At 71.7% G+C, this 23,124-nt stretch carries 26 protein-coding genes and 1 tRNA gene; 23 read left to right on the top strand and 4 right to left on the bottom strand.

Going from position 1 to position 23,124, the window contains the following annotated elements:
* Nucleotides 1-61: 61 nt before the first annotated feature.
* Together secG and VE326_09150 are read left to right on the top strand one after the other, a co-directional pair.
* Nucleotides 62-589 carry a preprotein translocase subunit SecG gene (gene secG, locus VE326_09155; GenBank protein HYJ33371.1) on the top strand — a complete coding sequence of 176 codons (528 nt, stop codon included), beginning with the start codon at nt 62-64 and terminating at the stop codon, nt 587-589.
* A gap of 10 nt (nt 590-599) precedes the next feature.
* Nucleotides 600-683, top strand: a tRNA-Leu gene (locus VE326_09150).
* A gap of 93 nt (nt 684-776) precedes the next feature.
* Here VE326_09150 and VE326_09145 read toward each other — a convergent pair.
* Complete coding sequence (locus VE326_09145) at nt 777-1,034, bottom strand: hypothetical protein (protein ID HYJ33370.1); 258 nt, start codon at nt 1,032-1,034, stop codon at nt 777-779.
* 116 nt (nt 1,035-1,150) lie between these two features.
* Here VE326_09145 and VE326_09140 point away from each other — a divergent pair, with 116 nt between their 5' ends.
* From VE326_09140 to VE326_09120, 5 genes are all read left to right on the top strand, one after another.
* Entirely contained in the window at nt 1,151-1,978 is an 828-nt protein-coding gene (locus VE326_09140) for a class I SAM-dependent methyltransferase (protein HYJ33369.1), read from the top strand.
* Entirely contained in the window at nt 1,975-2,946 is a 972-nt protein-coding gene (locus VE326_09135) for an SDR family oxidoreductase (GenBank protein HYJ33368.1), read from the top strand. Before VE326_09140 ends, VE326_09135 begins: the two co-directional genes overlap by 4 nt.
* 150 nt (nt 2,947-3,096) lie before the next feature.
* Nucleotides 3,097-4,032: a transketolase gene (locus tag VE326_09130; GenBank protein ID HYJ33367.1), complete on the top strand. Its 936-nt coding sequence runs from the start codon at nt 3,097-3,099 to the stop codon at nt 4,030-4,032.
* A complete protein-coding gene (locus VE326_09125) occupies nt 4,029-5,033 on the top strand; it encodes a transketolase C-terminal domain-containing protein (protein HYJ33366.1) in 1,005 nt (334 codons plus the stop codon). The genes VE326_09130 and VE326_09125 overlap by 4 nt, the downstream gene beginning before the upstream one ends.
* Before the next feature lie 28 nt (nt 5,034-5,061).
* Nucleotides 5,062-6,285 carry a DUF1028 domain-containing protein gene (locus tag VE326_09120; protein HYJ33365.1) on the top strand — a complete coding sequence of 408 codons (1,224 nt, stop codon included), beginning with the start codon at nt 5,062-5,064 and terminating at the stop codon, nt 6,283-6,285.
* Here VE326_09120 and bshB1 read toward each other — a convergent pair.
* The 3 genes from bshB1 to VE326_09105 are packed head-to-tail and all read right to left on the bottom strand — an operon-like array spanning nt 6,275 to nt 8,417.
* On the bottom strand, nt 6,275-7,075 hold the full coding sequence (bshB1, locus tag VE326_09115; protein ID HYJ33364.1) for a bacillithiol biosynthesis deacetylase BshB1: 801 nt from the start codon (nt 7,073-7,075) through the stop codon (nt 6,275-6,277). The genes VE326_09120 and bshB1 overlap by 11 nt on opposite strands.
* Before the next feature lie 4 nt (nt 7,076-7,079).
* Entirely contained in the window at nt 7,080-8,075 is a 996-nt protein-coding gene (glpX, locus tag VE326_09110) for a class II fructose-bisphosphatase (GenBank protein ID HYJ33363.1), read from the bottom strand.
* Nucleotides 8,076-8,078: 3 nt separating this feature from the next.
* Nucleotides 8,079-8,417 carry a hypothetical protein gene (locus VE326_09105; GenBank protein HYJ33362.1) on the bottom strand — a complete coding sequence of 113 codons (339 nt, stop codon included), beginning with the start codon at nt 8,415-8,417 and terminating at the stop codon, nt 8,079-8,081.
* A gap of 52 nt (nt 8,418-8,469) precedes the next feature.
* Between VE326_09105 and VE326_09100 the strand changes: the two genes are divergently transcribed.
* The 16 genes from VE326_09100 (at nt 8,470) to VE326_09025 (ending at nt 23,104) form a co-directional block, all read left to right on the top strand.
* Entirely contained in the window at nt 8,470-9,273 is an 804-nt protein-coding gene (locus VE326_09100; protein ID HYJ33361.1) for an SDR family oxidoreductase, read from the top strand.
* An 82-nt stretch (nt 9,274-9,355) separates the two neighbouring features.
* A complete protein-coding gene (gene recJ, locus VE326_09095) occupies nt 9,356-11,113 on the top strand; it encodes a single-stranded-DNA-specific exonuclease RecJ (protein ID HYJ33360.1) in 1,758 nt (585 codons plus the stop codon).
* A 2-nt stretch (nt 11,114-11,115) separates the two neighbouring features.
* The gene (locus tag VE326_09090) at nt 11,116-13,320 is read left to right on the top strand and encodes a bifunctional (p)ppGpp synthetase/guanosine-3',5'-bis(diphosphate) 3'-pyrophosphohydrolase (protein HYJ33359.1); all 2,205 of its coding nucleotides are present in this window, start codon (nt 11,116-11,118) and stop codon (nt 13,318-13,320) included.
* Nucleotides 13,317-13,760 carry a D-aminoacyl-tRNA deacylase gene (gene dtd, locus VE326_09085; protein ID HYJ33358.1) on the top strand — a complete coding sequence of 148 codons (444 nt, stop codon included), beginning with the start codon at nt 13,317-13,319 and terminating at the stop codon, nt 13,758-13,760. The genes VE326_09090 and dtd overlap by 4 nt, the downstream gene beginning before the upstream one ends.
* Nucleotides 13,761-13,782: 22 nt before the next feature.
* Nucleotides 13,783-14,451: a Maf family protein gene (locus VE326_09080; GenBank protein HYJ33357.1), complete on the top strand. Its 669-nt coding sequence runs from the start codon at nt 13,783-13,785 to the stop codon at nt 14,449-14,451.
* Nucleotides 14,452-14,462: 11 nt separating this feature from the next.
* Complete coding sequence (gene mtnA, locus VE326_09075; protein ID HYJ33356.1) at nt 14,463-15,512, top strand: S-methyl-5-thioribose-1-phosphate isomerase; 1,050 nt, start codon at nt 14,463-14,465, stop codon at nt 15,510-15,512.
* Between the two features lie 57 nt (nt 15,513-15,569).
* Entirely contained in the window at nt 15,570-16,019 is a 450-nt protein-coding gene (gene rplM / locus VE326_09070; protein HYJ33355.1) for a 50S ribosomal protein L13, read from the top strand.
* Nucleotides 16,020-16,021: 2 nt separating this feature from the next.
* Nucleotides 16,022-16,411: a 30S ribosomal protein S9 gene (rpsI, locus tag VE326_09065; GenBank protein HYJ33354.1), complete on the top strand. Its 390-nt coding sequence runs from the start codon at nt 16,022-16,024 to the stop codon at nt 16,409-16,411.
* A 127-nt stretch (nt 16,412-16,538) separates the two neighbouring features.
* Nucleotides 16,539-17,300: a 30S ribosomal protein S2 gene (rpsB, locus tag VE326_09060; protein HYJ33353.1), complete on the top strand. Its 762-nt coding sequence runs from the start codon at nt 16,539-16,541 to the stop codon at nt 17,298-17,300.
* A gap of 51 nt (nt 17,301-17,351) precedes the next feature.
* Nucleotides 17,352-17,948 (top strand): translation elongation factor Ts, encoded by a 597-nt coding sequence (gene tsf / locus VE326_09055; protein ID HYJ33352.1) that lies wholly within the window; start codon nt 17,352-17,354, stop codon nt 17,946-17,948.
* 8 nt (nt 17,949-17,956) lie between these two features.
* Nucleotides 17,957-18,697: a UMP kinase gene (pyrH, locus tag VE326_09050; protein HYJ33351.1), complete on the top strand. Its 741-nt coding sequence runs from the start codon at nt 17,957-17,959 to the stop codon at nt 18,695-18,697.
* A 2-nt stretch (nt 18,698-18,699) separates the two neighbouring features.
* Nucleotides 18,700-19,257, top strand: a complete 558-nt coding sequence (frr, locus tag VE326_09045) for a ribosome recycling factor (GenBank protein ID HYJ33350.1) — start codon at nt 18,700-18,702, stop codon at nt 19,255-19,257.
* Nucleotides 19,258-19,280: 23 nt separating this feature from the next.
* Entirely contained in the window at nt 19,281-20,027 is a 747-nt protein-coding gene (gene uppS, locus VE326_09040) for a polyprenyl diphosphate synthase (GenBank protein ID HYJ33349.1), read from the top strand.
* Nucleotides 19,984-20,937 carry a phosphatidate cytidylyltransferase gene (locus VE326_09035; protein HYJ33348.1) on the top strand — a complete coding sequence of 318 codons (954 nt, stop codon included), beginning with the start codon at nt 19,984-19,986 and terminating at the stop codon, nt 20,935-20,937. Before uppS ends, VE326_09035 begins: the two co-directional genes overlap by 44 nt.
* Nucleotides 20,934-22,088, top strand: coding sequence for a 1-deoxy-D-xylulose-5-phosphate reductoisomerase (dxr, locus tag VE326_09030; GenBank protein ID HYJ33347.1), 1,155 nt, complete (start codon nt 20,934-20,936; stop codon nt 22,086-22,088). Before VE326_09035 ends, dxr begins: the two co-directional genes overlap by 4 nt.
* Nucleotides 22,085-23,104: a PfkB family carbohydrate kinase gene (locus tag VE326_09025; GenBank protein ID HYJ33346.1), complete on the top strand. Its 1,020-nt coding sequence runs from the start codon at nt 22,085-22,087 to the stop codon at nt 23,102-23,104. The genes dxr and VE326_09025 overlap by 4 nt, the downstream gene beginning before the upstream one ends.
* The last annotated feature ends 20 nt before the right edge of the window (nt 23,105-23,124 follow it).

Below are 23,124 nucleotides of genomic sequence, written 5' to 3'. Positions count from 1 at the left end.
GCGTGGTACCCTCGCGTACTCGCTTCGGCACGGCAAACGATTCTCGAAAGGAAGCTCGCGCATGTCCGGTGTCATTCTGGGTCTGGTCGTCACCATTCACGTTCTCGCCTGCATCGCGCTCATGATCACCATCCTTCTCCAGTCGGGGAAGGGCGGCGGTCTGGCCGGCGCGTTCGGAGGCGGCTCCAGCCAGACCCTCTTCGGCGGGCGCGGCGCGGCGGGGTTCCTGAGCCGAGCGACCACCGTGCTCGCGGTCCTCTTCTTCGTGACGTCGCTGACGCTCGGCCTCTCGTCATCGAAGGCCTCGGCGCGGCGCAGCCTGGTTCAGGAAGAGGCACGTCGCCGCGCTGCGGGCGCGCCTCCGACCGGCTCGGGCGCGAGCGCGCCCTCGCCGGGTGCGTCCGCTCCTCTGGGTGGCGGCACCGTGGCGCCCGCTCCTCCGGCGGGCACGGCTCCGGCTCCCGGCGGCACGACGGCTCCCTCGCCGAGCGGCACGACGGCTCCTCCTTCCGGTCCCGCGACGAGCGGAGGCGCGACGACGCCACCGGCCTCGGGCAGCGGACAGTCGCCCGCGACCGGCGGACAATGATCCAGCAGACGCCCGGGTGGTGGAATCTGGTAGACACGTACGTTTGAGGGGCGTATGGGTAACCCCCGTGCGAGTTCAAATCTCGCCCCGGGCACACATCGGGTCCCCTTCCCGCGAGGGAGGGGGACCCGTTTTCATGCCGGATCACGTTGGGACGCGGAGCCGCGAACTGGCCCTCGAGGCGCGCTTAGGGGAGCGGGTTCTCCGGAGTGGACATCGCCTGGGCCCCTGCGCGCGAAGCCGCCGGCTCGGGAAGGATCCCGACCAGGCGCATGCAGAAGCGCTCTTCCGCGCGGATCTCGTTCCGCCCGCCGCAGTGCTGGCAGCGGATGTAGGCCCGGCGCGGATCTTCCTTCAGGTGGAAGATCTGATTCGGGCCGAACAGCTTGCCGCACTTCAGGCATTCGACCGCGGGGCTGGAGACGATCTCGGCCATCTCGGGCATTCGCACTCCTCCGTGGGACGAGGGAAGGGCGCGCGGCGCGTCCGCGCGGCGCATCGTTCGGTCCGTACTATAGCCCCGGCGTTCCGGAGCGGCAAGCGGCCGGCGGGAAGCACGGCGTGACCGGCCCCGATCGGGAACGCGGCTACGACGCGGCCCTTGCCGCGGCCTACTGGGGCGGTGCGCGCCACGAGGCGGGAGACGAGCTGGCCGCGGTGCTCAGCCTGGGGGAGCCGCCGCACGTGAACGCGGCGTACGACGCCTGGGAGACGGGACTCCTGCTGGACGTGATCGGCCGTGCCGATCGCGGGCTCGATCTCGGCGCCGGCGTCGGCAGGGTGTCGATCCGGCTCGCCCCCCGGGTTGGGCGTCTCGCCTGCGGGGACCTCGCGCCGGGGATGCTCCAGCGGCTGCGGCGGAACGCGGCGCGGGCCGGCGCGGCGGGCCTCGATCCGGTGCGGCTCCGCTCCGACCGCCTCCCGTTTCGCGAGGCCTCCTTTCCGGTGGCGGTCTGCCTCGGACTCCTGGAGCACCTTCCACCCGAGACGCGCCGCGCCACGCTGGCCGAGCTCGCCCGGGTCGTGCGCCCGGGGGGACTCCTGGCGCTCGTCCTGAACAATGACCGGAGCGCCTTGCTCCGCGATCCCTCCGACAATCCGCACCGCGTGGGCGCCCAGCGCGAGAACGGCTACTACTGCGCCGTGGTGCCGGGGGCGTCGCTCCTGGCCGAGGCGGAGCCCCATTTCCGGGACGAGGCGCTCGGCTCGAATCTCTTCTACGCGCTGCAGCGCCACGCCTCGCGCGCCCTGGACGAGCGCCGGCGGCGCGACGCGCGCCTGGCTCCCTTCTTCGAGCGCGCCGCCGCGTGGGACCGCGCGCTCCGGCCGCGAGGGCCGATGGCCGACGCCGCGGCCGACCACCACCTTCATCTCCTGGTGCGCCGGTGAGCCGGCCTCCGATCCTGGTCACCGGCGGTGCCGGATACATCGGGTCCGTGCTGGTGCGCCGCCTCCTCGAGGACGGGGCCCGCGTGCGCGTCCTCGACCGCTTCCTCTTCGGCGGGCAGGGACTGGACGGGCTCGCGTCGGACGGATCGCTCACCGTGCTTCACCGCGACCTTCGCGATCCGCGGGCGCACGCCGAGGCGCTCGAAGGGGTGGAGACGGTGATCCACCTCGCGGCGATCGTCGGGGACAAGGCGTGCGCGCAGGACGAGGAGCGAGCCGTGCAGACCAACTGGACCGCGACGGTGGCTTTCGCGCGGTCCGCCGCCGCGCGCGGCATCCGCCGCTTCGTCTTCGCCTCCACCTGCAGCGTCTACGGCGAGGGGCGCGAGGAGACCCTCACCGAGGAGTCCCCGGTGAAGCCGCTCTCCCTCTACGCCGAGACGCGGTGGCATGCCGAGCAGGGACTGCTCGAGCTGGCGTCGGAGGGAACGCTGCAGCCGGTGCTGCTGCGCTTCGGGACCGTCTATGGCCTGTCGCCGCGCATGCGCTTCGACCTTGTCGTGAACCTGCTCGCGCGCGACGCCGTGCTGAAGGGCGCCGTCACCATCTTCGGCGGCGAGCAGTGGCGCCCCTTCGTGCACGTCGCCGACATCGCGCGCGCGCTCCGGCTGGCGGCGTTCGAGCCGCCGCCGGAGGGCTCGCCGATCGTGAACGTGGGGGACAATCTCGAGAACTACCAGCTCAAGGAACTCAAAGATTCGATCGAGGAGAACGTTCCCGGAGCCCGCGCCACGATCCAGCCCGCCGCCAAGGACCCCCGCACCTACCGCGTCTCGTTCGACAAGATCGAGCGCCTCTGGGGCTTCCGCGCCGAGCGTCGCGTCGGGGAGGGGATCGCCGAGATCGCCGCCGCCGTCCGGGGCGGCCGGATCCCCCAGCCCTACGACGCCCGCTACGTGAACGCCTGACGGGTCGCCGGAGCGGCTCCCCGCGGGGCCCGGAAGCGCTCCCGGCCTCGAATGCTTCCGTGGTATACGCCTCGGGATTTCCCTTGCGGGGCCGGGGCGGCCCCGGTAGCGTCGGATCGGCAGCTCGTCCGACTTCCGGGAGACAAATCCATGCCCCGTTTGGAATTCGACCCGAACCAGCTCCGCGAGCGCGCGCTCTTCGTGCGCCGCGACATCATCACGCTCCTCGCGCGCTCCCAGTCCGGCCACAGCGGCGGCCCGCTCTCCTCCGCCGACTTCGGGAGCGTGCTCTTCTTCCGGGAGATGAATCTCGATCCCGCCCGGCTCGACGATCCGGGCCGCGATCTCTGGCACTTCTCGATCGGCCACATCACGCCCTGCATCTACGCGCTGATGGGGGAGCGCGGCTACTTCCCGCTTCGCGACCTCCTCCAGTTCCGCCGGTTCGAGGGTCATCTGCAGGGGCATCCGAGCAAGCACGACACGCCCGGCGTGGAGGTCTCGTCCGGATCGCTGGGCCAGGGGCTGTCGGTGTGCTGCGGCATGGCGCTCGGCTCGCGCATGGACAAGAACCCGCGGCGCGTCTACTGCGTCATGGGCGACGGCGAGCAGCAGGAGGGGCAGATCTGGGAAGCGGCGATGTTCGCCGCGCACTACAAGCTGGACAACCTCTGCGGCGTGATCGACTACAACCGGAAGCAGATCGACGGCGACGTGCAGGACGTGATGGGGGTAGCACCACTCGCGGACAAGTGGCGCGCGTTCAACTGGAACGTGATCGTCTGCGACGGCCACGACATCCCCTCCATCGTCGACGCGTTCGACGCCGCGCGCGCGGCGAAGGGCCAACCCTCGGTGATCCTCGCGAAGACCGTCATGGGGAAGGGCGTCTCGTACATGGAAGACGACTACCGCTGGCACGGCGTGCCGCCCAGCGTGGAGCAGGCGGAGAAGGCGCTGGCCGAGCTGGGCACCACCCTGGAGGCCTGGACGAAGCGCCTCGAATCCCATGGCGCGGCGCAGGTGGCGCCGCCCGCGATCCCCGCGGCGCCGGTTCCGGCCGCGATGGCGGGAGGTGTCCGATGAGCAGCGGAACCGCTCCGGCCGCCCCGCGTCCCGCCGAGCCGCCGACCCTGGCCAAGCCCGAGATGAAGCGCACCCGCGAGGGGTTCGGCCACGGCCTGGTCGACCTCGGAGAGAAGGATCCGCGCATCGTCGTGCTGGTCGGCGATCTGACCGGCTCGACGAACGTGAACTTCTTCGCGGAGAAGTTCCCCGATCGCTTCATCCAGGTCGGCATCGCCGAGCAGAACATGATGTGCGTGGCCGCCGGCCTCGCCGCGGTGGGAAAGATTCCGTTCCTCGCGACGTACGGCGCCTTCGCCTCCTGCCGGAGCGCCGACCAGATCCGCGTGACCGTGGCCTACACCAATCTTCCGGTCAAGATCGGCGGGGCGCACGGCGGCATCAGCGTCGGCCCGGACGGGGCCACGCACCAGGCGATGGAGGAGATCGCCATCATCCGCTCGATCCCCAACATGCGGATGATCGTGCCCGCCGACTACTACGAGACGCGCAAGGCCACGGTGGCCGCGGGGAGCGACCTGCATCCGTACTACATCCGCTTCGGACGCGAGCCGGTCCCGGTCGTGACCGACGCCGGATCTCCGTTCGTGATCGGGCGCGCGAACCAGCTGCGCGAGGGGAAGGACCTCGCGATCATCGCGTGCGGCGTGATGGTCTACGAGGCCTTGGTCGCCGCCGAGGCGCTGGCCGCGCGCGGCATCGAATGCCGCGTGCTGAACATGCACACGCTGAAGCCGCTGGACCGGGACGCCATCGAGCGCGCCGCGCGCGATTGCGGCGCCATCGTCACCGCCGAGGAGCACCAGATCCACGGAGGGCTGGGGGGCGCCGTCGCCGAAGCGGTGGTGGCCACGCATCCCGTTCCGATGGAGCTCGTGGCGGTGCACGACCGCTTCGGCCGATCGGGAAAGCAGGACGAGCTGATGGCGGCGTTCGGGATCAAGGCTCCCGACGTGATCCAGGCCGCCGAGCGCGCGCTCGCCCGCAAACGCGCCCGGTAATGCCGCGGCGCCACGCCGCGCCACGTTCATGAGGGTCTCGCTCCGGGCCACGGCCACGGCCGCGGCGCTCGTCGCCGCCCTGGCCGTGCTCGGCCCCATCGCGCACGCGCAGGCGCCGCGTGCCGCGCCGCCGCCACCGTCCCCGTCCCGAACCGACACCCTCGCCCTTCCGCTCCGCGTCGTCCTGGGACAGGGTCCCGCCCTGGCCGCGGCCGCGTTCGATTCCGCGACCGGTTCCTGGGGCGCGGCGTGCGCCGCCTCCGAGATCGCGGTGGGCGCGCGCGCCCTGGAAGCTTCGGCGGAAGCGGGCGCCCTCCTCTCGCTGGGACCCGGGGCCGGGGATCTCCGCGCCGCGGCCTCCGCGCTCGCGCGCGGGATGGATCCCGACTCCGCTCTGATCCTGCTCGTGCCCGCCGGCACCGATCCAGCGGCCCGCGTGGGCATCGTCGTGGGGCGCGGCGGGCGCGCCGCGGCCCGCTCGGGCGCGCATCTGCCGGGATTTTCGGGCACCCGACTCGGCGCGAGCTTCGCCTGCGCCGGCTATGGCCTCCGGGGTGCGGCGACCCTCGAGGCGATGGCTGAGGCGTTCGCGCAGCGGAGCGGCGATCTGGGCGCGCGGCTCCTCGCCGCGCTCGAAGCCGGCGAGCGCGCGGACGGCGATCCCTTCGCGGCGCGGGGGAGGGAAGCCTCGGCGGCGCTCCTCGTCGTGCGCGCCGCGGCCGAGCCCGAGCCCCGGTTCGGCACGGGCTCCGTCCCCGGCTCGGACCGGATCACTGATCTGCGGGTGGACCTGGACAAGGACCCGATCGGCGCCCTGGGCCGGATCTACGCGCGCCACGCCGAGACGTTCCTTCCCGCGGCGCATGTCCGTTACGGCGACGCTGCCAGGCGGCGCGGCGACGACGCGGCGGCCGCGCGCGAGTACGCCGCCGCGGAGGCCGGGTTTCGCACCGCGGTGGCCGGCGGTCCCAAGGACGCGGATGCCTTGAACGAGCTGGCGTGGTTTTTGGCGACGCGTGGAGGCGATCCCGCCGAGGCGCTGCGCTACGCGGAGGCCGCGGTGGCCGCGCGGAGCGACGATCCGAACCTCTTCGACACGCTGGCCGAGGCGGCCTACCGGGCGGGGAATCTCGAGCGGGCGATCGAAGCGGCCGAGCGCGCGGTGCGGCTGTCGCGGGGGAACGAGCGCTACGCGGAGCGGCTCCGCCTCTTTCGCGCCGCGAAAGCGGCGCTGGCGTCGCCTAGCCGGTGAACGAGCCGGGTGCCGGCTGCGGCGTCCGGAGGAAGGCGGCCAGCGCGCGGACGCCGATCGGCTCCGTGGCGTGAAACGGCTCGCCGTAGGTCACGCCGATCATCCCGCCGTAGTGGCGCGCCCGCGATTCCACGAAGTCGAGGAAGCCCTCCCGATTCAAGGGAGTGGGGCGCGCCTCCGCCGACGTGCGGCTCACCTGGCTCCCGTGCGCGAGAATCGCCGCCCGCTTCGCCTCCCAGTGCGCCGTCACGTCCACGACGAACGAGGGCGCGAAGCCGACGCGCGAGGCGTAGTGGTAGCGCGCGCGCGGGCGGAAGGGGGCGGCGTTCCCGACGCTCTCGAAGCGGCGCAGCCCTGCCAGGTAGGAGGCGCGGTCGATCAGCTCGGACGCGGCCACGTGGTCGGGGTGGCGGTCGCGCGGGAAGTGCACGACCACGACGTCGGGGCGCAGGGCGCGCAGCCAGAGCACCGCGCGGCGCACCTGCTCGGGATCGTGGGCGTGGAGGGCTCCGTCGGGCAGCCCCGCGTTCCAGCGGCCGCACGCGCCGAGGAGGCGCGCGGCCTCTGCCGCTTCCGCCGCGCGGATTTCGGGGGTGCCGTTGGTCGCGCTCTCCCCGCGCGTCAGATCGAGGATCCCGGCGCGGAGCCCCTCGGCGGCAGCGGCCGCGATCGTCCCCCCGCAGGAGATCTCCACGTCGTCGGGATGGGCGCCGATCGCGAGCAGGTCGAGCGGAGGGCCGTCCGGTGACTCGGGAGGATCGAAGGCATCGAGGTCGCGCGGGGGCGCCACGGGATCAGGACCGGTGGAAGGCTTCGAACGGCTCGATGCTCACCGGCCGTCCGTCCGGTCCGGAGAAGCGGTGGCTCGTCCTCAAGATGCGCACCGTTCCCGTGGCCGCGCGCATCACCATCGAATGGGTCTCGGCGCCGTCCCCGCTGAAGCGGACGCCGTCGAGCATGTCCCCGTCGGTGACGCCGGTCGTGGCGAAGATGATGGAGTCGCCGCGCGCGAGATCGGTCTGGGTGTAGATCCGGTCGTGGTCGACGATCCCCATCCGCGTCGCGCGCTCCTTCTCCTCGTCGCTCCGGAACCTGAGGCGCCCCTGCATCGCGCCGCCCAGGCAGCGGAGCGCCGCCGCCGCGAGCACGCCCTCGGGCGCGCCGCCGATGCCCAGCAGCACGTCCACGCCGGTCGACTCGACGGCGGTGGCCATCGCGGCCGAGACGTCGCCGTCGGGGATCAGGTGGATGCGCGCGCCGACCTTCCGGATCCGCTGGATCAGCTCCTCGTGGCGCGGCCGGTCGAGCACGACGACGGTGAGGTCCTCGAGGTCGTACCCCTTGGCGGCGGCGACCGACTCGAGGTTCTCCTCGACGGAGCGGGAGAGGTCGATCGCGTTCGCGGCCTTGGCGCCGACGGCGATCTTCTCCATGTAGGTGTCGGGCGCGTGGAGGAAATGGCCCCGCTGGGCGAGCGCGATCACCGCGAGGGCGTTGTCGCGGCCGTACGCCACCGAGTTCGTGCACTCCAGCGGGTCGAGCGCGATGTCCACCTCGGCGCCGTACCCCGAGCCGACGCGCTCCCCGATGTAGAGCATGGGCGCCTCGTCGCGCTCCCCCTCGCCGATCACGACCGTGCCGCGGATGTCCACGTTGTCGAACGCGCGCCGCATCGCGGTCACGGCGGCCTGGTCGGCCCCGTGCGCGTCGCCGCGGCCCATGAATCGCGCGCAGGCGAGCGCGGCCGCTTCGGTGACGCGGACCAGGTCCAGGCCGACGTGGCGGTCCACGGTCTAGCGGGCCTCCGGCCCGGTCAGGGCGGTGGCGTCGATCTCGTCCCAGTCGTTCAGCGATCCGTTCCAGCGGAACAGGCGGATGCGGCTGGTGGATTCGGTCTTGGAGTAGACGTATTCGACGTGGGTGCCGCCGCCGGCGCGGTTCGAGTAGTGCATCTTCTTGTCGACGACGAGCGGCTTCGTGGTGCGGACCAGCTTCATCCGGCCCTGGGGGCTCTCCCACGTGACGGATTCGGAGACGGCGTGGGTCTCCTCGTCCTCGGACTCGTCGAATTCGAGGTTCCCGAAGTGCTTGTCGAGGCGGCGGAGCACCTCTTCCCAGCGCTGGTCGTTCATGGATCGGCCCTCGATTGACTTGCGGACTGAGCCGCCTATAGTACCACAGCCCATGGCCCCGAAAGAAGATGCCCCGCTCGCGACCGGATTCCAGGGACGCACGGCCCTCGTCGTCGGGGGCAGCCGCGGCCTGGGCCGCGCCGTGGCCATCGCGCTCGCGCGCGAGGGGTGCCGCGTGCTGGCGGTGGGGCGTTCGGCGGTCTCGCTTGCCGCACTGCGCGAGACCGCCGCGGCGCGAGGACTGAGCCTCCGCACCGCCCGGGGCGACGTGACGCGCCCCGGCACGGCGCAACGGCTGGTCCGCCTCGCCGGCGCCGGCGCCGGAGGACGCGGGGGACGCGGACGGCTGGGGCACGCCGCCCCCGACATCGTCGTGCACGCGGCGGGCGACTACTGGGAGGGGCCGCTCCGGGCCCTCACGCCCGAGCGCTGGGAAGCGCTCGTCCGCTCCAACGTGACCGGCGCGGTCGCGCTCCTCCATGCCGCGCTTCCCGCAATGCGCCGGCGGCGCTTCGGGCGGGTGCTCCTCTTCGGCGTCGCCGGCGGGGACACGCCGCGCGCGGCGTCGCTCGCGCACGGCTATCGCGCCGCGAAGATCGCGCTGCTCACCCTCGCGCGGAGCGCGGCGCAGGAGGAAGCGGAGCACGGGATCACGGTCAACGTCATCCTCCCGGGCGTGATCCGGACCCCCGGCACGCCGGCGCGGTGGGCGGCGGCCGCCGCCTCGGCCAAGATCCCGGCACGCCGCCTGGGGACGCCGGGAGAGGTGGCGCGCGCCGCGCTCTTCCTCCTGGCCGAGGAGTCGGGATACATCACCGGCGCCGCGCTCCCGGTTTCGGGCGGATACCTGCTCTGACCCCCGGCGTCGGCCTGCGTAACTCCCTGGAGTCCCGGCCGTTGATGCCGGTTGCGCAAGGTGTTACAATGAGCGTGGCCTCATGTTCCCGAATGTCCGTTTCAGCCTCCCCGAGGTGCCTTTGCGTCCGTCCACGCCCAAGACCTGGGTCCTGAAGAGCCCCGCCGCTCCCGAGCTGGCGGAACGGCTCAAGACCGAGCTGGGCGTTTCCGACACGTTCGCGCGGCTCCTCGCCAACCGCGGCTTCACCTCCTCCGCGCAGGTCGAATCGTTCCTGGTCCCCTCGACCGACCGGCTGCTGGACGCGTTCACCATGCGCGACATGGACCGCGCGGTGGACCGGGTCCTGCAGGCCGTCGCCGCGCGCGAGTCGATCCTGGTCTACGGCGACTACGACGTGGATGGCATCACCTCCACGTCGCTCCTGACGGCCGCGCTGGCGGAGATGGGCGCCAAGGTCTCCTACTTCATCCCCGACCGGATCCGGGACGGTTACGGATTCTCGGAACGGGGCGTGGACGTGGCGCGCAAGCGCCGCATCCGCCTCGTGATCACCGCCGACTGCGGCATCACCGCCACGAACGAGGTCCTCCTCGCGCGGAAGGAGGGGATCGACGTCATCGTGACCGACCATCACGAGCCCCTCGGGGAGCTGCCGCAGGCCTGCGCCGTGCTCAATCCCAAGCGCAAGGACTGCCCCTACGCCTTCAAGGAGCTCGCGGGGGTGGGGGTGGTCTTCAAGCTGGTGCAGGGGCTTGCCGCGCGGCGCCCCGACGTGCTCCCGCCCGATTTCGTCTTCCACCACCTCGACCTGGTCGCGCTCGGCACGATCGCCGACGTCGTCCCGCTGGTGGGGGAGAACCGCGTGTTCGCCAAGATCGGCCTGGAGCGCCTCTGCCATTCCGACAAGCCCGGGATCGCGGCGCTCAAGGAGGTGGCGGGTCTCCGCACGCGGCGGGTCGAGAGCGGCCACGTGGCCTACATCCTGGCGCCGCGCATCAACGCGGCGGGCCGGCTCGGGAACGCGGAGAGCGGCGTGCGCCTGCTCCTCTCGAACGACCCGCGCGAGGCGGCGATCATCGCGGAGAGCCTCGAGGAGGACAACGCGAACCGGAAGAAGATCGACGAGTCCACGCTGGAGGACGCGCTCGACCAGCTCCAGAAGCACGGCGCCGACCTTCCCCCCGCCATCGTCCTCTGGTCCGACCGGTGGCATCCCGGCGTGCTCGGGATCGTCGCGTCGCGGCTCATCGAGCGATTTCACCGGCCGACGATCCTCATCGCCTCCGACGGCGACGAGGGGAAGGGCTCGGGGCGGAGCATTCCCGGCTTCGACGTCTGCCTGGCGCTCCAGGAGTGCCGCGCGCACCTCCTCGGCTTCGGCGGCCACTCCTACGCCGCCGGCCTCACGATCCGGACCGAGTGCCTCGAGGCGTTCCGCGACCAGCTGTGCGACGTGGTGCGCTCCAAGGTGCTGCCCGACGATTTCATCCCCAAGCTCTCGATCGACGGCCCGATCGACCTCGAGCACCTGAACGAGGACTTGGTCCAGGCGCTGGACCGGCTCGCGCCGTTCGGGATCGGCAACGCCGAGCCGCTGTTCGTGGCCGACGACGTGAAGCTCTCCCTGCCGCCGGCCGTCGTGAGCCGCAACCACCTCAAGCTCACCATCCGCCAGAGCGGTCGGGATCTCGACTGCATCGGGTTCGGCATGGGACACATGGCCAGCGTCATCGCGCAGAACGGCGGCAAGCTCTCCGTGGCGTTCGTCCCCACGATCAACGTCTGGCAGAATCGGTCGCGCCTCCAGCTCAAGCTGCGCGACATCCAGGTCCGCTGACCGTGGTCCCGGCCCCCCCGGACGCCTTGGGGCCGCTCCTCGAGGCGCTGCACAAGACCGGCAAGCCCTTCCATCTCGAGAAGGTCCGCGAGGCCTACGAATTCGCCGCGCGCGCGCACGTCGACCAGAAGCGCCGCTCCGGCGAGCCGTTCGTGACCCATTCGGTCGCGGTGGCCGCGATCCTCGTGGACCTGCTGGGGACCGGCCTGGACGACACGCTGCTCGAGGCCGCGCTCCTCCACGACGTGGTCGAGGACACCGAGATCGACCTCCCGGCCATCCAGCGCGCGTTCGGGCCGGAGGTCGCGGCGCTCGTGGACGGCGTGACCAAGATCAGCGGACTCCACTTCGACCGCCCCGAGACGGAGCAGGCGGAGAACTTTCGGAAGATGCTCCTCTCCATGGCGCGCGACCTGCGCGTCATCCTGATCAAGCTGGCGGACCGGCTCCACAACATGCGCACCCTGAACGCGCTGAATCCGGAGCGCGCGGCCGCCATCGCGCGCGAGACGCGCGAGATCTACGCGCCGCTCGCGCACCGGCTCGGCATCGCGCGGATCAAGTGGGAGCTGGACGACCTCTGCCTGAAGCACCTCGACTTCGAGGCGTTCCAGGAGCTGCGCCAGAAGGTGGCGCTGAAGCGCGAGGAGCGCGAGCGGCAGATCCAGGAGGTGATGGGGCCGGTGAAGGACCGCCTCGTCGCGGCCGGCATCAAGGCCGACGTCATGGGGCGCCCGAAACACCTGGAATCGATCTACCGGAAAATGCGCGCGCAGGAGCGCGCGTTCGAGGAGATCTTCGACCTCCTGGGCATCCGGGTGATCACGCGCGACAAGACCGAGTGCTATCGGGTCCTCGGCGTGGTGCACGACCTCTTCACGCCCGTCCACGAGCGCTTCAAGGACTACATCGCGACGCCCAAGAGCAACATGTACCAGTCGCTGCACACCACGGTCGTGGCCCCCGGCGGCCTCATGGTCGAGTTCCAGATTCGCACGGCCGAGATGCACCAGATCGCGGAGCTCGGCGTCGCGGCGCACTACCGGTACAAGGAGGGGGGGCGGCAGGACGCGGAGCTCGAGGCGAAGCTGGCGCCGCTCCTGCGCGGGGCGGACTTCCAGAGCGCGACCATGGGCGATCCCGACGAGTTCATGGAGTACCTCAAGACGAGCCTCTACCAGGACGAGGTCTTCGTCTTCACGCCGCGGGGGGACCTGCGGCGGCTGCCGCGCGGCGCCACGCCGCTCGACTTCGCCTACCTCGTGCACACGCAGGTGGGGAACCACTGCGTCGGCGCCAAGGTGAACGGAAGGATCGTGGCGCTCCGCACCGAGCTTCGAAGCGGCGACACGGTGCAGATCATCACGTCGCCGGGCGCCAAACCGAACCGCGACTGGCTGAAGCTGGTGCGCACGCACGCGGCGCGCTCCAAGATCCGCCACTGGCTCAAGGTGGCCGAGCATTCCGACAGCGTCGCGCTGGGGAAAGAGATCCTCGAGCGCGAGCTGCGGCGCCGGCGTCTCACCCCTCCTCCGGACGTCTCCGTCGAGAGCCTCGCGCAGTCGATGGGGCATCCCGACGTGAACGGGCTCTACGCCGCGCTGGGACAGGGGAACCTCTCGGTGCAGCAGGTGATCGGCAAGTGGATCCCCGACGGCGGCGGCCCGGTGCAGCGCCTCAAGGAGGCCTCGCTCGAGACCATCCGCGCGATCACCGGGCGGCCCGGACACGGCGTGCGCATCCAGGGCGTCGACAACCTGATGGTCGCCTACGCCAAGTGCTGCCAGCCGGTGCCCGGCGATCCGGTCGTCGGCATCGTGACGCGCGGACGCGGCGTGACCGTGCACCGCACCGACTGCCCGAACACGTTCGACGACCGCGTGCCGGCGGAGCGGCGGATGGTCGTGGATTGGAGCGCCAAGCCCGAGGACTCCTTCACCGTGAAGCTCTCGATCTTCGGCCAGGATCGGAAGAGCCTCCTCGCCGACATCGCCAAGGCGATCTCGACCACGAACACGAACATCCGGACCGCCGGGATCAAGGCGAACGACCGGAACGCCCGCGGCGCGTTCGTGGTCGAGGTGCGCGACCTGGCGCACCTTCGCGAGGTGATGCGCGCGATCGAGAACGTGGACGGCGTGGATGCCGTCGAGCGCGAGCAGGTCTTCGGCAAGCCGGGCCACGGGGAAGCCGGTCTCGCTTCGTGAGGGCGCTCCTCCAGCGCGTCAGCCGCGCCGCGGTGCGGGTGGAGGAGGAGGAGATCGCGCGGATCGGGACCGGGCTCTTGATCCTGCTCGGGGTCGCCGCATCCGATCCGGATGCCGCGGCACCCCGTCTCGCCGAGCGCTGCGCCCTGCTTCGCATCTTCGAGGACGAGGCGGGGCGGATGAACCGCTCCGTCCTCGACGTGGCGGGAGAGGCGCTCGTCGTATCCCAATTCACGCTGGTGGCCGACGTGTCCCGAGGCCGCCGGCCGGGGTTCGACCCGGCCGCGCCGCCGGTCGCGGCCGAGGCGGCGTACGAGCGCTTCTGTGCGGCGCTCGAGGGCTCGGGGGTCCCGGTCCGCCGCGGCCGCTTCGGCGCGTCGATGCGGGTCGAGCTCGTGAACGAGGGCCCGGCCACCTTTCTCCTCGAGACGCCGTCGTGAGACCGGGGGAGGTCCGGCGCCCATGCGCCCCAATCTGCTGAATCCGCTCGGCCCCAAGCTCTGGCTCGCGTCGCGCTCGCCGCGTCGCGCCGAGCTCCTCACGCTGGTGGGGGCCCACTTCGAGACCGCGCCGGTGGACCTGGACGAGAGCGCGCTCCCCGGGGAACGCCCCGATGCCCACGTGCTGCGCCTGGCGGAAGCAAAGGCGCGCGCTTCGCGGGCGGCCCGCGAAGCCGCGGGCGCCGGCCGGGGCGCGGCAGCGGGTCCCACGGGGGAGGGTGCGCCCGAGGAGACGGTCTACGTCGGCGCCGACACGGTCGTGGTGATCGACCGCGTCATCCTGGGCAAGCCCGCCGATCGCGCGGACGCCGCGCGCATGCTCGGGCTTTTGTCCGGGCGCGTGCACGAGGTCTGGACCGGCCTCTTCATCCTCGACCCGGCCGAAGAGCGGGGACTGGGCGAGGCGGTGCGCAGCATCGTCAAGTTCGCCCGGATCGGCTCGGCGGAGGTGGAGCGGTACGTCGCCACCGGAGAGCCGCTCGACAAGGCCGGCGCCTACGCCGTGCAGGGGGGAGGCGCGCTGTTCGTGGAGGCGATCGAGGGGTCCTATTCCAACGTGGTCGGGCTTCCGCTGAGCCACCTGAAGCATCTGCTCGGGCTCTTGCGCGAAGCATCGGTCCGGGAACCCTGAGCCGGCCCGGCATGGATCCGCTCCGCATCGAGAAGGGCGCGCTCGAGGTCCTGGACCAGACGCTCCTGCCGGAACGGGAATCGTGGATCGCGATCGACGGCGCCGCCGCGATGGCCGACGCGATCGCGCGGCTCGCCGTCCGCGGCGCGCCGGCCATCGGGATCGCGGCCGCGCTCGCGCTCGCCGCGGAAGCGCGCCGCCGCGCCGGCGGATCCCGCGACCCGGCCTCGCTCCTCGCGGCGCTCCGCGAGTCGGGCGCGCGCCTTCGCGCGACGCGTCCCACGGCGGTGAATCTGGCGTGGGCCGTGGACCGGACGCTCGCGGCGTGCGGCGCGGCCGCCGCGGAAGGGGCGGACGCGGGCGCGATCGCGGCGCGCGCCCAGCGGGAAGCGGAGGCGATCTGGGAGGAGGATCGCGCCGCGTCGCGCGCCATGGCCGCCCACGGGGCGGCGCTCCTCGGAGGACGGCGGCGATTCCTCACGCACTGCAACACCGGGGGGCTCGCCACGGGCGGCGGCGGCACCGCGCTCGGCGTGATCCTCGAGGTGCATCGCCGCCACCCCGGCGCCGTCGAGGTGTGGCACACGGAGACTCGTCCGCTCCTCCAGGGCGCGCGCCTCACCGCCTGGGAGCTTGTGCGCGCCGGAGTCCAGCCGCGGCTGATCGCTGACGGCGCCGCGGCGCACGTGATCGCGCGGGAGGGGATCGAGGCGGTGCTCGTGGGCGCCGACCGGATCGCCCGGAACGGGGACGTCGCGAACAAGATCGGCACCTACGGGCTGGCCCTGGCCGCACACGCCTCGGACGTCCCGTTCATCGTGGTGGCCCCGACCTCCACGATGGATCCCTCGCTCGAGGACGGTGCCTCGATCCCGATCGAGGAGCGCGACTCCTCGGAAGTGACGCTCTTGCGCGGGATTCCGACGGCGGCGCCCGGCGTCCTGGGGCGCAACCCGGCCTTCGACGTCACCCCCGCGCGGTTCGTCTCCTGGGTGGTCACGGAGCGGGGCGCCGCCCGCCCCGGCGAGGTCCCGGCCGCGGTGGTTGACAGGGTGGTGTAAGCGCCCGTATCCTCTAGCGTTTGCTCGTTCCAACAATCGTCAGTGGAGGTCGAATCGATGGGCACGTACTCGGTACGCGCCTCGGAGATCACGCAGGATTGGTACGTCGTGGACGCCGAGGGGCAGATCCTGGGGCGCCTCGCGAGTGAAATCGCGAGCGTGCTCAAGGGAAAACGGAAACCGACCTATTCCACGCACCTCGACGTGGGCGACAACGTGATCGTCGTCAACGCCGAGAAGGTGCTGGTGACGGGGCGGAAGCGCGACAACAAGATCTACTTCCGCCACTCGCTCTATCCGGGCGGCGACACGCGGACCCGGTTCCGCGACCTCCAGGCGCAGAAGCCGGATGAGATCATCCGCCTCGCGGTGAAGGGGATGATGCCGAAGAACCGGCTGGGACGCGCGATGATGAAGAAGCTCAAGGTCTACGCCGGATCGGAGCATCCGCACGCGGCCCAGATGCCGCGTCCGTTCCCGATGCCCGGCGCGACGGGAGGTGCGTGACGATGGCCAATCCAGTCATGGCGACCGGACGGCGGAAGACGTCGGTGGCGCGCGTGCGGCTGGTCCCGGGAAACGGGAAGCGTACGGTGAACGGCGTGGAGTTCGACCGCTATTTCTGCCGCATGGTGCTCACCCGGATGGCGACGGAGCCGCTCCTCGCGACGAACCTGGCGGACAAGTACGACGTCATCGCGCTCGTTCGCGGCGGCGGTCCGGCCGGCCAGGCCGGTGCGGTGTCGCTCGGGGTGGCGCGCGCGCTCCAGGTGATCGACCCGGCGCTCCGCGGGCTCCTCGGCAAGGAGGGGTTCCTCACGCGCGATGCGCGCATGAAGGAGCGGAAGAAGTACGGGCAGGCGGGGGCGCGGAAGCGCTTCCAGTTCTCCAAGCGGTAAACGAGTTGTTCCGCGGCTCCCGCTACGGGAGCCGCCACTACGCACGCCCCGGGCCTCGGGCGGTCTCCCTCGCGCGAGGGGGCCCGTAGGATCGAAGGGGCGGAGGCACAAGACCGGAGGTTTGGACGTGGCTGACATTGGAATGAAGGAGCTGCTCGAAGCGGGTGTCCACTTCGGGCACCAGACCCGCCGCTGGAATCCCAAGATGAAGAAGTTCATCTTCATCGAGCGGAACGGCATCTACATCATCGATCTCCAGAAGACGCTGAAGGCGATCCAGGACGCCCGCGCGCTCCTCGAGGGCGTGGCGCGGCGCAACGGCACCGTGCTGTTCGTCGGGACCAAGCGCCAGGCGAAGGACGCCGTGCGGGAAGAGGCGGAGCGCTCGGGAATGCCGTACGTGAACGAGCGCTGGCTGGGCGGCATGCTCACCAACTTCAAGACGATCAAGTCGAACATCCGCCGCTTCAAGGAAATCGAGAAGATGGACGCCGAGGGCGTCCTCGAGAAGCTGTCGAAGAAGGAGCAGGCCCAGATCAACAAGGAGCGGGTGCGCCTCGTGAAGATCTTCACGGGCATCAAGGAGATGGCGCAGCTTCCGGCGGCCGTCTTCGTGATCGACACCAAGAAGGAGCGGATTGCCGTGGCCGAGGCGAACCGGCTCGCCATCCCCGTGATCGGCGTCGTGGACACCAACTGCGATCCCGACGTGATCGACTTCCCGCTGCCGGGGAACGACGACGCGATCCGGGCGATCCGGCTGTTCAGCCGCTTCGTCTCCGACACGCTGATGAACTCGCGCCAGGAGATGCAGGAGGGCGCGGACCGCGAGGCGATGGCGGCCCAGGCCGGAGCGGCGCCCGAGACGCCCGCGGTCGCGAGCGCCTAGCGCCCGCCCGATCCCCCGCATCCGAATCCCGAACGAAGGAAGGAGTGTTCCATGACGATCACCGCCTCGCACGTGAAGGACCTGCGCGAGCGGACCGGCGCGGGCATGATGGAGTGCAAGAAAGCCCTGGCCGAAGCGAACGGCGACATCGAGAAGGCGATCGAGGTGCTGCGCAAGTCGGGCATGGCCCGCGCGTCGGCCAAGGCCGGCCGCGAGGTGCGCCAGGGCACCGTCCACGCCTACATCCATCCCGGCGACCAGCTCGGGGTGTTGATCGAAGTGAACTGTGAGACCGACTTCGTCGCGCGCACCGACGACTTCAAGCAGCTCGTCCGGCACCTCGCGATGCAGGTCGCGGCGACCAACGCCCAGGCGGTCGACCGCACGTCGCTCGATCCGGCGTTCCTCGCGGGGGAGCGCGCGATTCTGACGGAGCAGGCCAAGGCGACGGGCAAGCCCGAAGCCGTCATCCAGAAGATCGTCGACGGGAAGATCGAGAAGATGTACGAGGAGGTCGTGCTTCTCGAGCAGCCGACCATCCGCGATCCCGACCGGAAGGTGAAGGAGCTGCTGGACCAGGCGATCGCGAAGCTCGGCGAGAACATCGTCGTGCGGCGCTTCGCCAAGTTCAAGATCGGGGAAGCCTGAGCCCGGACATGGCCCCTTCGTCCGCCTCGTCCGGAGCCCCCGCGCCCCATCGGGTCCTGCTCAAGCTGAGCGGAGAGATCCTCGCCGGGGAGGCTCGTTTCGGCATCGACGCCGAGGCCCTCGGGCGGGTGGCGGACGAGATCGTCGAGGGCGCGCGCGCCGGGACGCAGGTCGGCATCGTGATCGGCGGCGGCAACATGATCCGCGGCACGGCGACCGGCGGCGCCCTCGACCGCACGACGGCCGACAGCATGGGGATGCTCGGCACCGTCATCAACGCCCTGGCGCTCCAGGACGCGCTCGAGGACCGCGACCTCTCGACGCGGGTCCTCTCCGCGATCGAGATGCGCTCCCTGGCCGAGCCCTACATCCGCCGCCGCGCCGTGCGCCACCTCGAGAAGGGCCGCGTCGTCATCCTCGCCGCCGGCACGGGGCATCCCTACTTCACCACCGACACCGCCGCCGTCCTTCGCGCGGTCGAGATCCGCGCGGACGTGCTGCTCAAGGCCACCAAGGTCGACGGCGTCTTCACCGATGATCCGATGCGGAACCCCGATGCGGTCCGCTTCGACGCGCTCAGCTATCTGGAGGCCATCGATCGCCGCCTGAACGTGATGGACATGACGGCGTTCACGATGGGCATGGACAACCAGCTCCCGATCCTCGTCTTCAACGTGACCGTTCCGGGCAATCTCGCCCGGGCGCTGCGCGGGGAGATCGTGGGGACCCGGGTCGCCGTGGAGGTCTAGGGATGGGGCCTGAAATCCTGAAGCAGACGGAAGAGCGGATGAAGAAGGCGGTGGAGACGATCCGGCACGAGATCGCCACCGTTCGAACGAACCGCGCGACGACCGCGCTGCTCGACGGCATCAAGGTCGAGTACTACGGCAACCCCACGCCGCTGCAGCAGGTGGCTAGCGTGAGCGTGCCGGAGCCCCGCATGCTCGTCATCCAGCCCTGGGAGCGCGCCATCCTTCCCGAGATCGTGAAAGCGATCCAGAAATCGGACCTGGGGCTGAACCCGGCCGACGACGGCTCGGTGGTGCGCCTGACGCTGCCGACCCTGACCGAGGAGCGGCGGAAGGACCTGGTCAAGCACCTCGGCAAGCTGATCGAGGACGGACGCGTGCGCGTCCGCACCGTGCGGCGCGAGGTCAACGACGAGCTGAAGAAGCTGGAGCGGGAGCACAAGATCTCCGAGGACGACGCGAAGAAGACGCATGACGCGGTCCAGAAGATCCACGACCGCTACATCGGCATGCTGGACGAACTGTTCCACAAGAAGCAGGCCGAGGTCATGGAGGTCTGAGCGACCCGGCGCAAGAGGATCGCATGCGCGCCCCATCCAAAGCTCCGACCCTGGACCAGGTGCTCCGCCGGCCCGTCCCCGAGCACATCGCGATCATCATGGACGGCAATGGACGGTGGGCCAAGCGTCGCGGGCTCCCGCGGCTGATGGGGCACCGCGCCGGCCGCCGCTCCGTGCGCGAGGCGGTCGAGGGATGCGTCGAGCTGGGCGTGCGCGTCCTCACCCTCTACACCTTCTCCCTCGAGAACTGGGAGCGCCGCGCGGGCGAGGTGCGCGGGCTCTGGCGGATCCTGGAGCAGGTGCTCCGCGAAGAGCGGAACGAGCTCAAGAAGAACAACGTCCGGCTCCGCACGATCGGCCGGGTGGATCTCCTCCCCGAGCGGAGCCGCGCGATCCTGGCCGAGACGATGCAGTTCCTCGAGAGCTCGACCGGGCTGACCCTGGTGCTCGCCATCTCCTATGGCGGGCGGGCCGAGATCGTGGACGCGGCTCGGCGGATCGTGGCCGCCGACCGGAAGCAGCGGATCCCGCTGACGAAGATCGACGAGAGCTACTTCCAGTCGCAGCTGGACACCGACGGCCTCCCCGATCCCGACCTCCTGATCCGCACCAGCGGGGAGCTTCGGGTTTCGAACTTCCTCCTATGGCAGCTCGCCTACGCCGAATTCTGGGTGACCGACACGCTCTGGCCCGACTTCCGGCGCAGGCACCTGTACCAGGCGGTCTATGACTTTCAAAACCGAAGCCGGCGCTTCGGCCGCGCGGATTGACCCCGCCGTCCCGGACGGCGTGACGCGGGACGCCCAGGGCGCCGCCGGGCGGCCCCGCGGCGACGCCGCCCTCCCGCTCCGGATCGCGAGCGCGGTCGTCTTCCTGCCGCTCTTCGTGCTCGCGGCGCGCGTGGGCGGGCTGGTCTGGCTCGCGTTCACGCTGATCGTGATCGGCCTCGGGCTCCGCGAGTTCTATCGGATGATGGAATCGAAGGGGCTCGCGCCGCACTGGAAGTCGGGGACCTTCGCGGGGCTGCTCCTGCCCGTCGGCACCTACCTGCGCCTGCAGACCGGGCGCACGGCGGAGTGGAACCTGGGCGCGCTCTTCACCGTGCTCGCCGGGGCGATTCTGCTCGCGGAGCTCCGGCGCGGGGCGGGGAAGCAGGCCGTGGGGAGCATCGCGGCCACGCTCCTCGGCGTCGTCTACCTCGGCTGGTTCGGCAGCCACATCGAGCTCCTCCGCGAGCTGCCGCGCGCGTGGCGCCTGCCGTACGCGCTGGGCGCCTCCTTCGCGATCCTCCCCTTCTTCCTGGTGTGGATCTGCGACACGGCGGCCTACGCCGTCGGGCTCGCCTTCGGCAGGACGCGGCTCATGCCCGACGTGAGCCCCCAGAAGTCGGTGGAGGGCGCGGTCGCGGGGCTTCTCGCCGCGGTGGGCGCCGCGTTCGCGGCGCGCGCCTGGTTCGCCCCCTACCTCACGGCCCTGGACGCCGCCGTGCTCGGGACCCTGGTCGGCGTGCTGGGGCAGCTCGGCGACCTCGTCGAGTCGCTGCTGAAACGCGACGCCGACGCCAAGGACACCTCGCGGATCATTCCGGGTCACGGGGGCGTCCTCGACCGCTTTGACAGCGTCCTCTTCGCGGCTCCGGTCACGGCCTACTACCTCCTCTTCCGGGTGCTGGACCGATGATCCGGATCGCCCTCCTCGGCGCTACCGGCTCGATCGGCGCGGCCGCGCAGGCGCTCGCGCGCGCCCACCCCGACCGGATGCGCCTCGTGTCCCTGTCGGCGCGCGCGAACGTCGAATCGGTGCTCCGCGCCGCCGAGGAGTTCGGCGTGAGCCGGGTGGCCCTGTCCGATCCCGAGGCCGCGCGCGTGCTCCGAACGCGCTTCCGCGGCGAGGTGCTGGACGGCGACCTGGCGGCGACGCGCCTGGCCGAGGACCCCGACGCCGACGTCGTCGTCAACGCGCTCGTCGGGAGCGCGGGTCTCTCGCCCACGATCGCGGCACTCCACGCCGGGAAGCGCGTCGCGCTGGCGAACAAGGAGTCGGTCGTGCTCGCGGGGGAGCTCTTGGCACGGGTCGCCGCGCAGGGGGGTGGCACGATCGTGCCGGTGGACTCGGAGCACGGCGGCATCCACCAGGCGTTGGAAGGGTGCGCGCTGGACACGATCCGCCGCGTCACCCTGACCGCCTCGGGCGGCCCCTTCCTGCGCCGCGATCCCGCCACGCTGGCCGGCGTGACGCCGGAAGAGGTGCTCCGCCATCCGACCTGGTCGATGGGGGAGCGGATCACCGTGGACTCGGCCACCCTCATGAACAAGGGGTTCGAGCTCATCGAGGCGCGCTGGCTCTTCGGCCTCGACCCCGCGCAGATCGACGTCGTCATCCATCCGCAGTCGATCGTGCACGCGCTGGTGGAGTTCGTGGACGGCTCGGTCGTGGCGCAGCTCTCCTGTCCCGACATGCGCCTTCCGCTCCTGTACGCCCTCTCCTATCCGGAGCGGTGGGCGTCGGAGCTGCCGCGCCTGGACCTGGCGCGCGCGGGATCGCTCACGTTCGAGGCGCCCGATCCCGCGCGCTCGCCGGGACTGGCCCTCGCCCGGCGCGCGCTCGCCTCCGGAGGCACGGCGCCCGCGGTGCTGAACGCCGCCGACGAGGAGGCGGTGCGGCTCTTCCTCGCGCGGAAGATCCGCTTCGTCGACCTCATGCCGCTGGTGGACGAGGTGCTCTCGGCGCACGCGCCGGGAGAGCCGCTGACCCTGGAATCGATCCGGGCCGCGGACGCGTGGGCGCGCGCCCGCCTGCTGGACCTGGCCGAGGCGCGGAGCGCGCCGTGACCGTCGCGCGCGAGCGTCTCCTCGACCTGGCGCGGGCGATCCGCGGACGCCGGATCGCGGTGATCGGCGACCTGGTGCTCGACCGCTACTGGGTGGGCCGCTCCTCGCGCATCTCGCGCGAGGCCCCCGTGCTGATCCTGGACTTCGAGGAGGAGCGGGCCGTGCCCGGCGGCGCGTCGAACGCCGCGGCGAACGTGCGCGCGCTGGGAGGGGCGGCCCGGCTCGTCGGACGGATCGGGGCCGATCCCGCGGGGCGCGATCTCCGGCGGGCGCTCCGCTCCATCGGGGTGGACGGCCGCTGGCTGGCGCGGGACGGTGCGGGCGGCACGATCGTGAAGACGCGCGTGCTCGCCGGATCGAGCCATGCCTCGCGCCAGCAGATCGTGCGGATGGATCGCGGGCACGCGGCACCGCTTTCGCCCGCGGCGATCCGACCCCTCGTCCGCGCGGCCGAGCGCGCCGTGCGCGGCTCCGATGCCGTCCTCCTCTCCGACTACGGCTACGGGCTCCTGGGTCCCGCGGTCCGGCGGGCCGCCCTCGCGGCCGCGCGGCGCGCGGGGATTCCGGCGGTGGTGGATTCGCGCTACGCGCTCCGCTCCTTCCGCGGCGCCACGCTGCTGACCCCGAACGAGCACGAGGTGGCGGAGGCGTTCCACCTCGACTCCCTCGACCCCTTGTCGCTGCGCCGCGCGGGCGAGGCGCTCCGCAAGGCGGCCGCCGCCGAGGCGGTCTGGATCACGCGGGGGAGCGGCGGCATGCTGCTCATCGAACGGCGGCGCTCTCCGCTGGCGGTGCCGATCGTCGGCGGGGCCGACGTCGCGGACGTGACCGGCGCCGGGGACGCGGTCTCGGCCGCGGCCGCGCTCGCGCTGGCGGCGGGAGCGTCGCAGGCCGAGGCGGCGCTGCTCTCGACCTATGCGGCCTCGGTCGTCGTGATGAAGCGGGGCACGGCCACCGTGGACGCCTCGGAGCTCCGCGCGGCCATCGAGGCGCACGAGGTTCCGCGGCTCCGGTGATCGGGTCGCGGCGGGGGCCG

It is taken from the genome of Candidatus Binatia bacterium, assembly GCA_035631035.1.
GTDB lineage: Bacteria > Eisenbacteria > RBG-16-71-46 > SZUA-252 > SZUA-252 > DASQJL01.
This window is presented reverse-complemented; position numbering and strand designations above follow the sequence as displayed.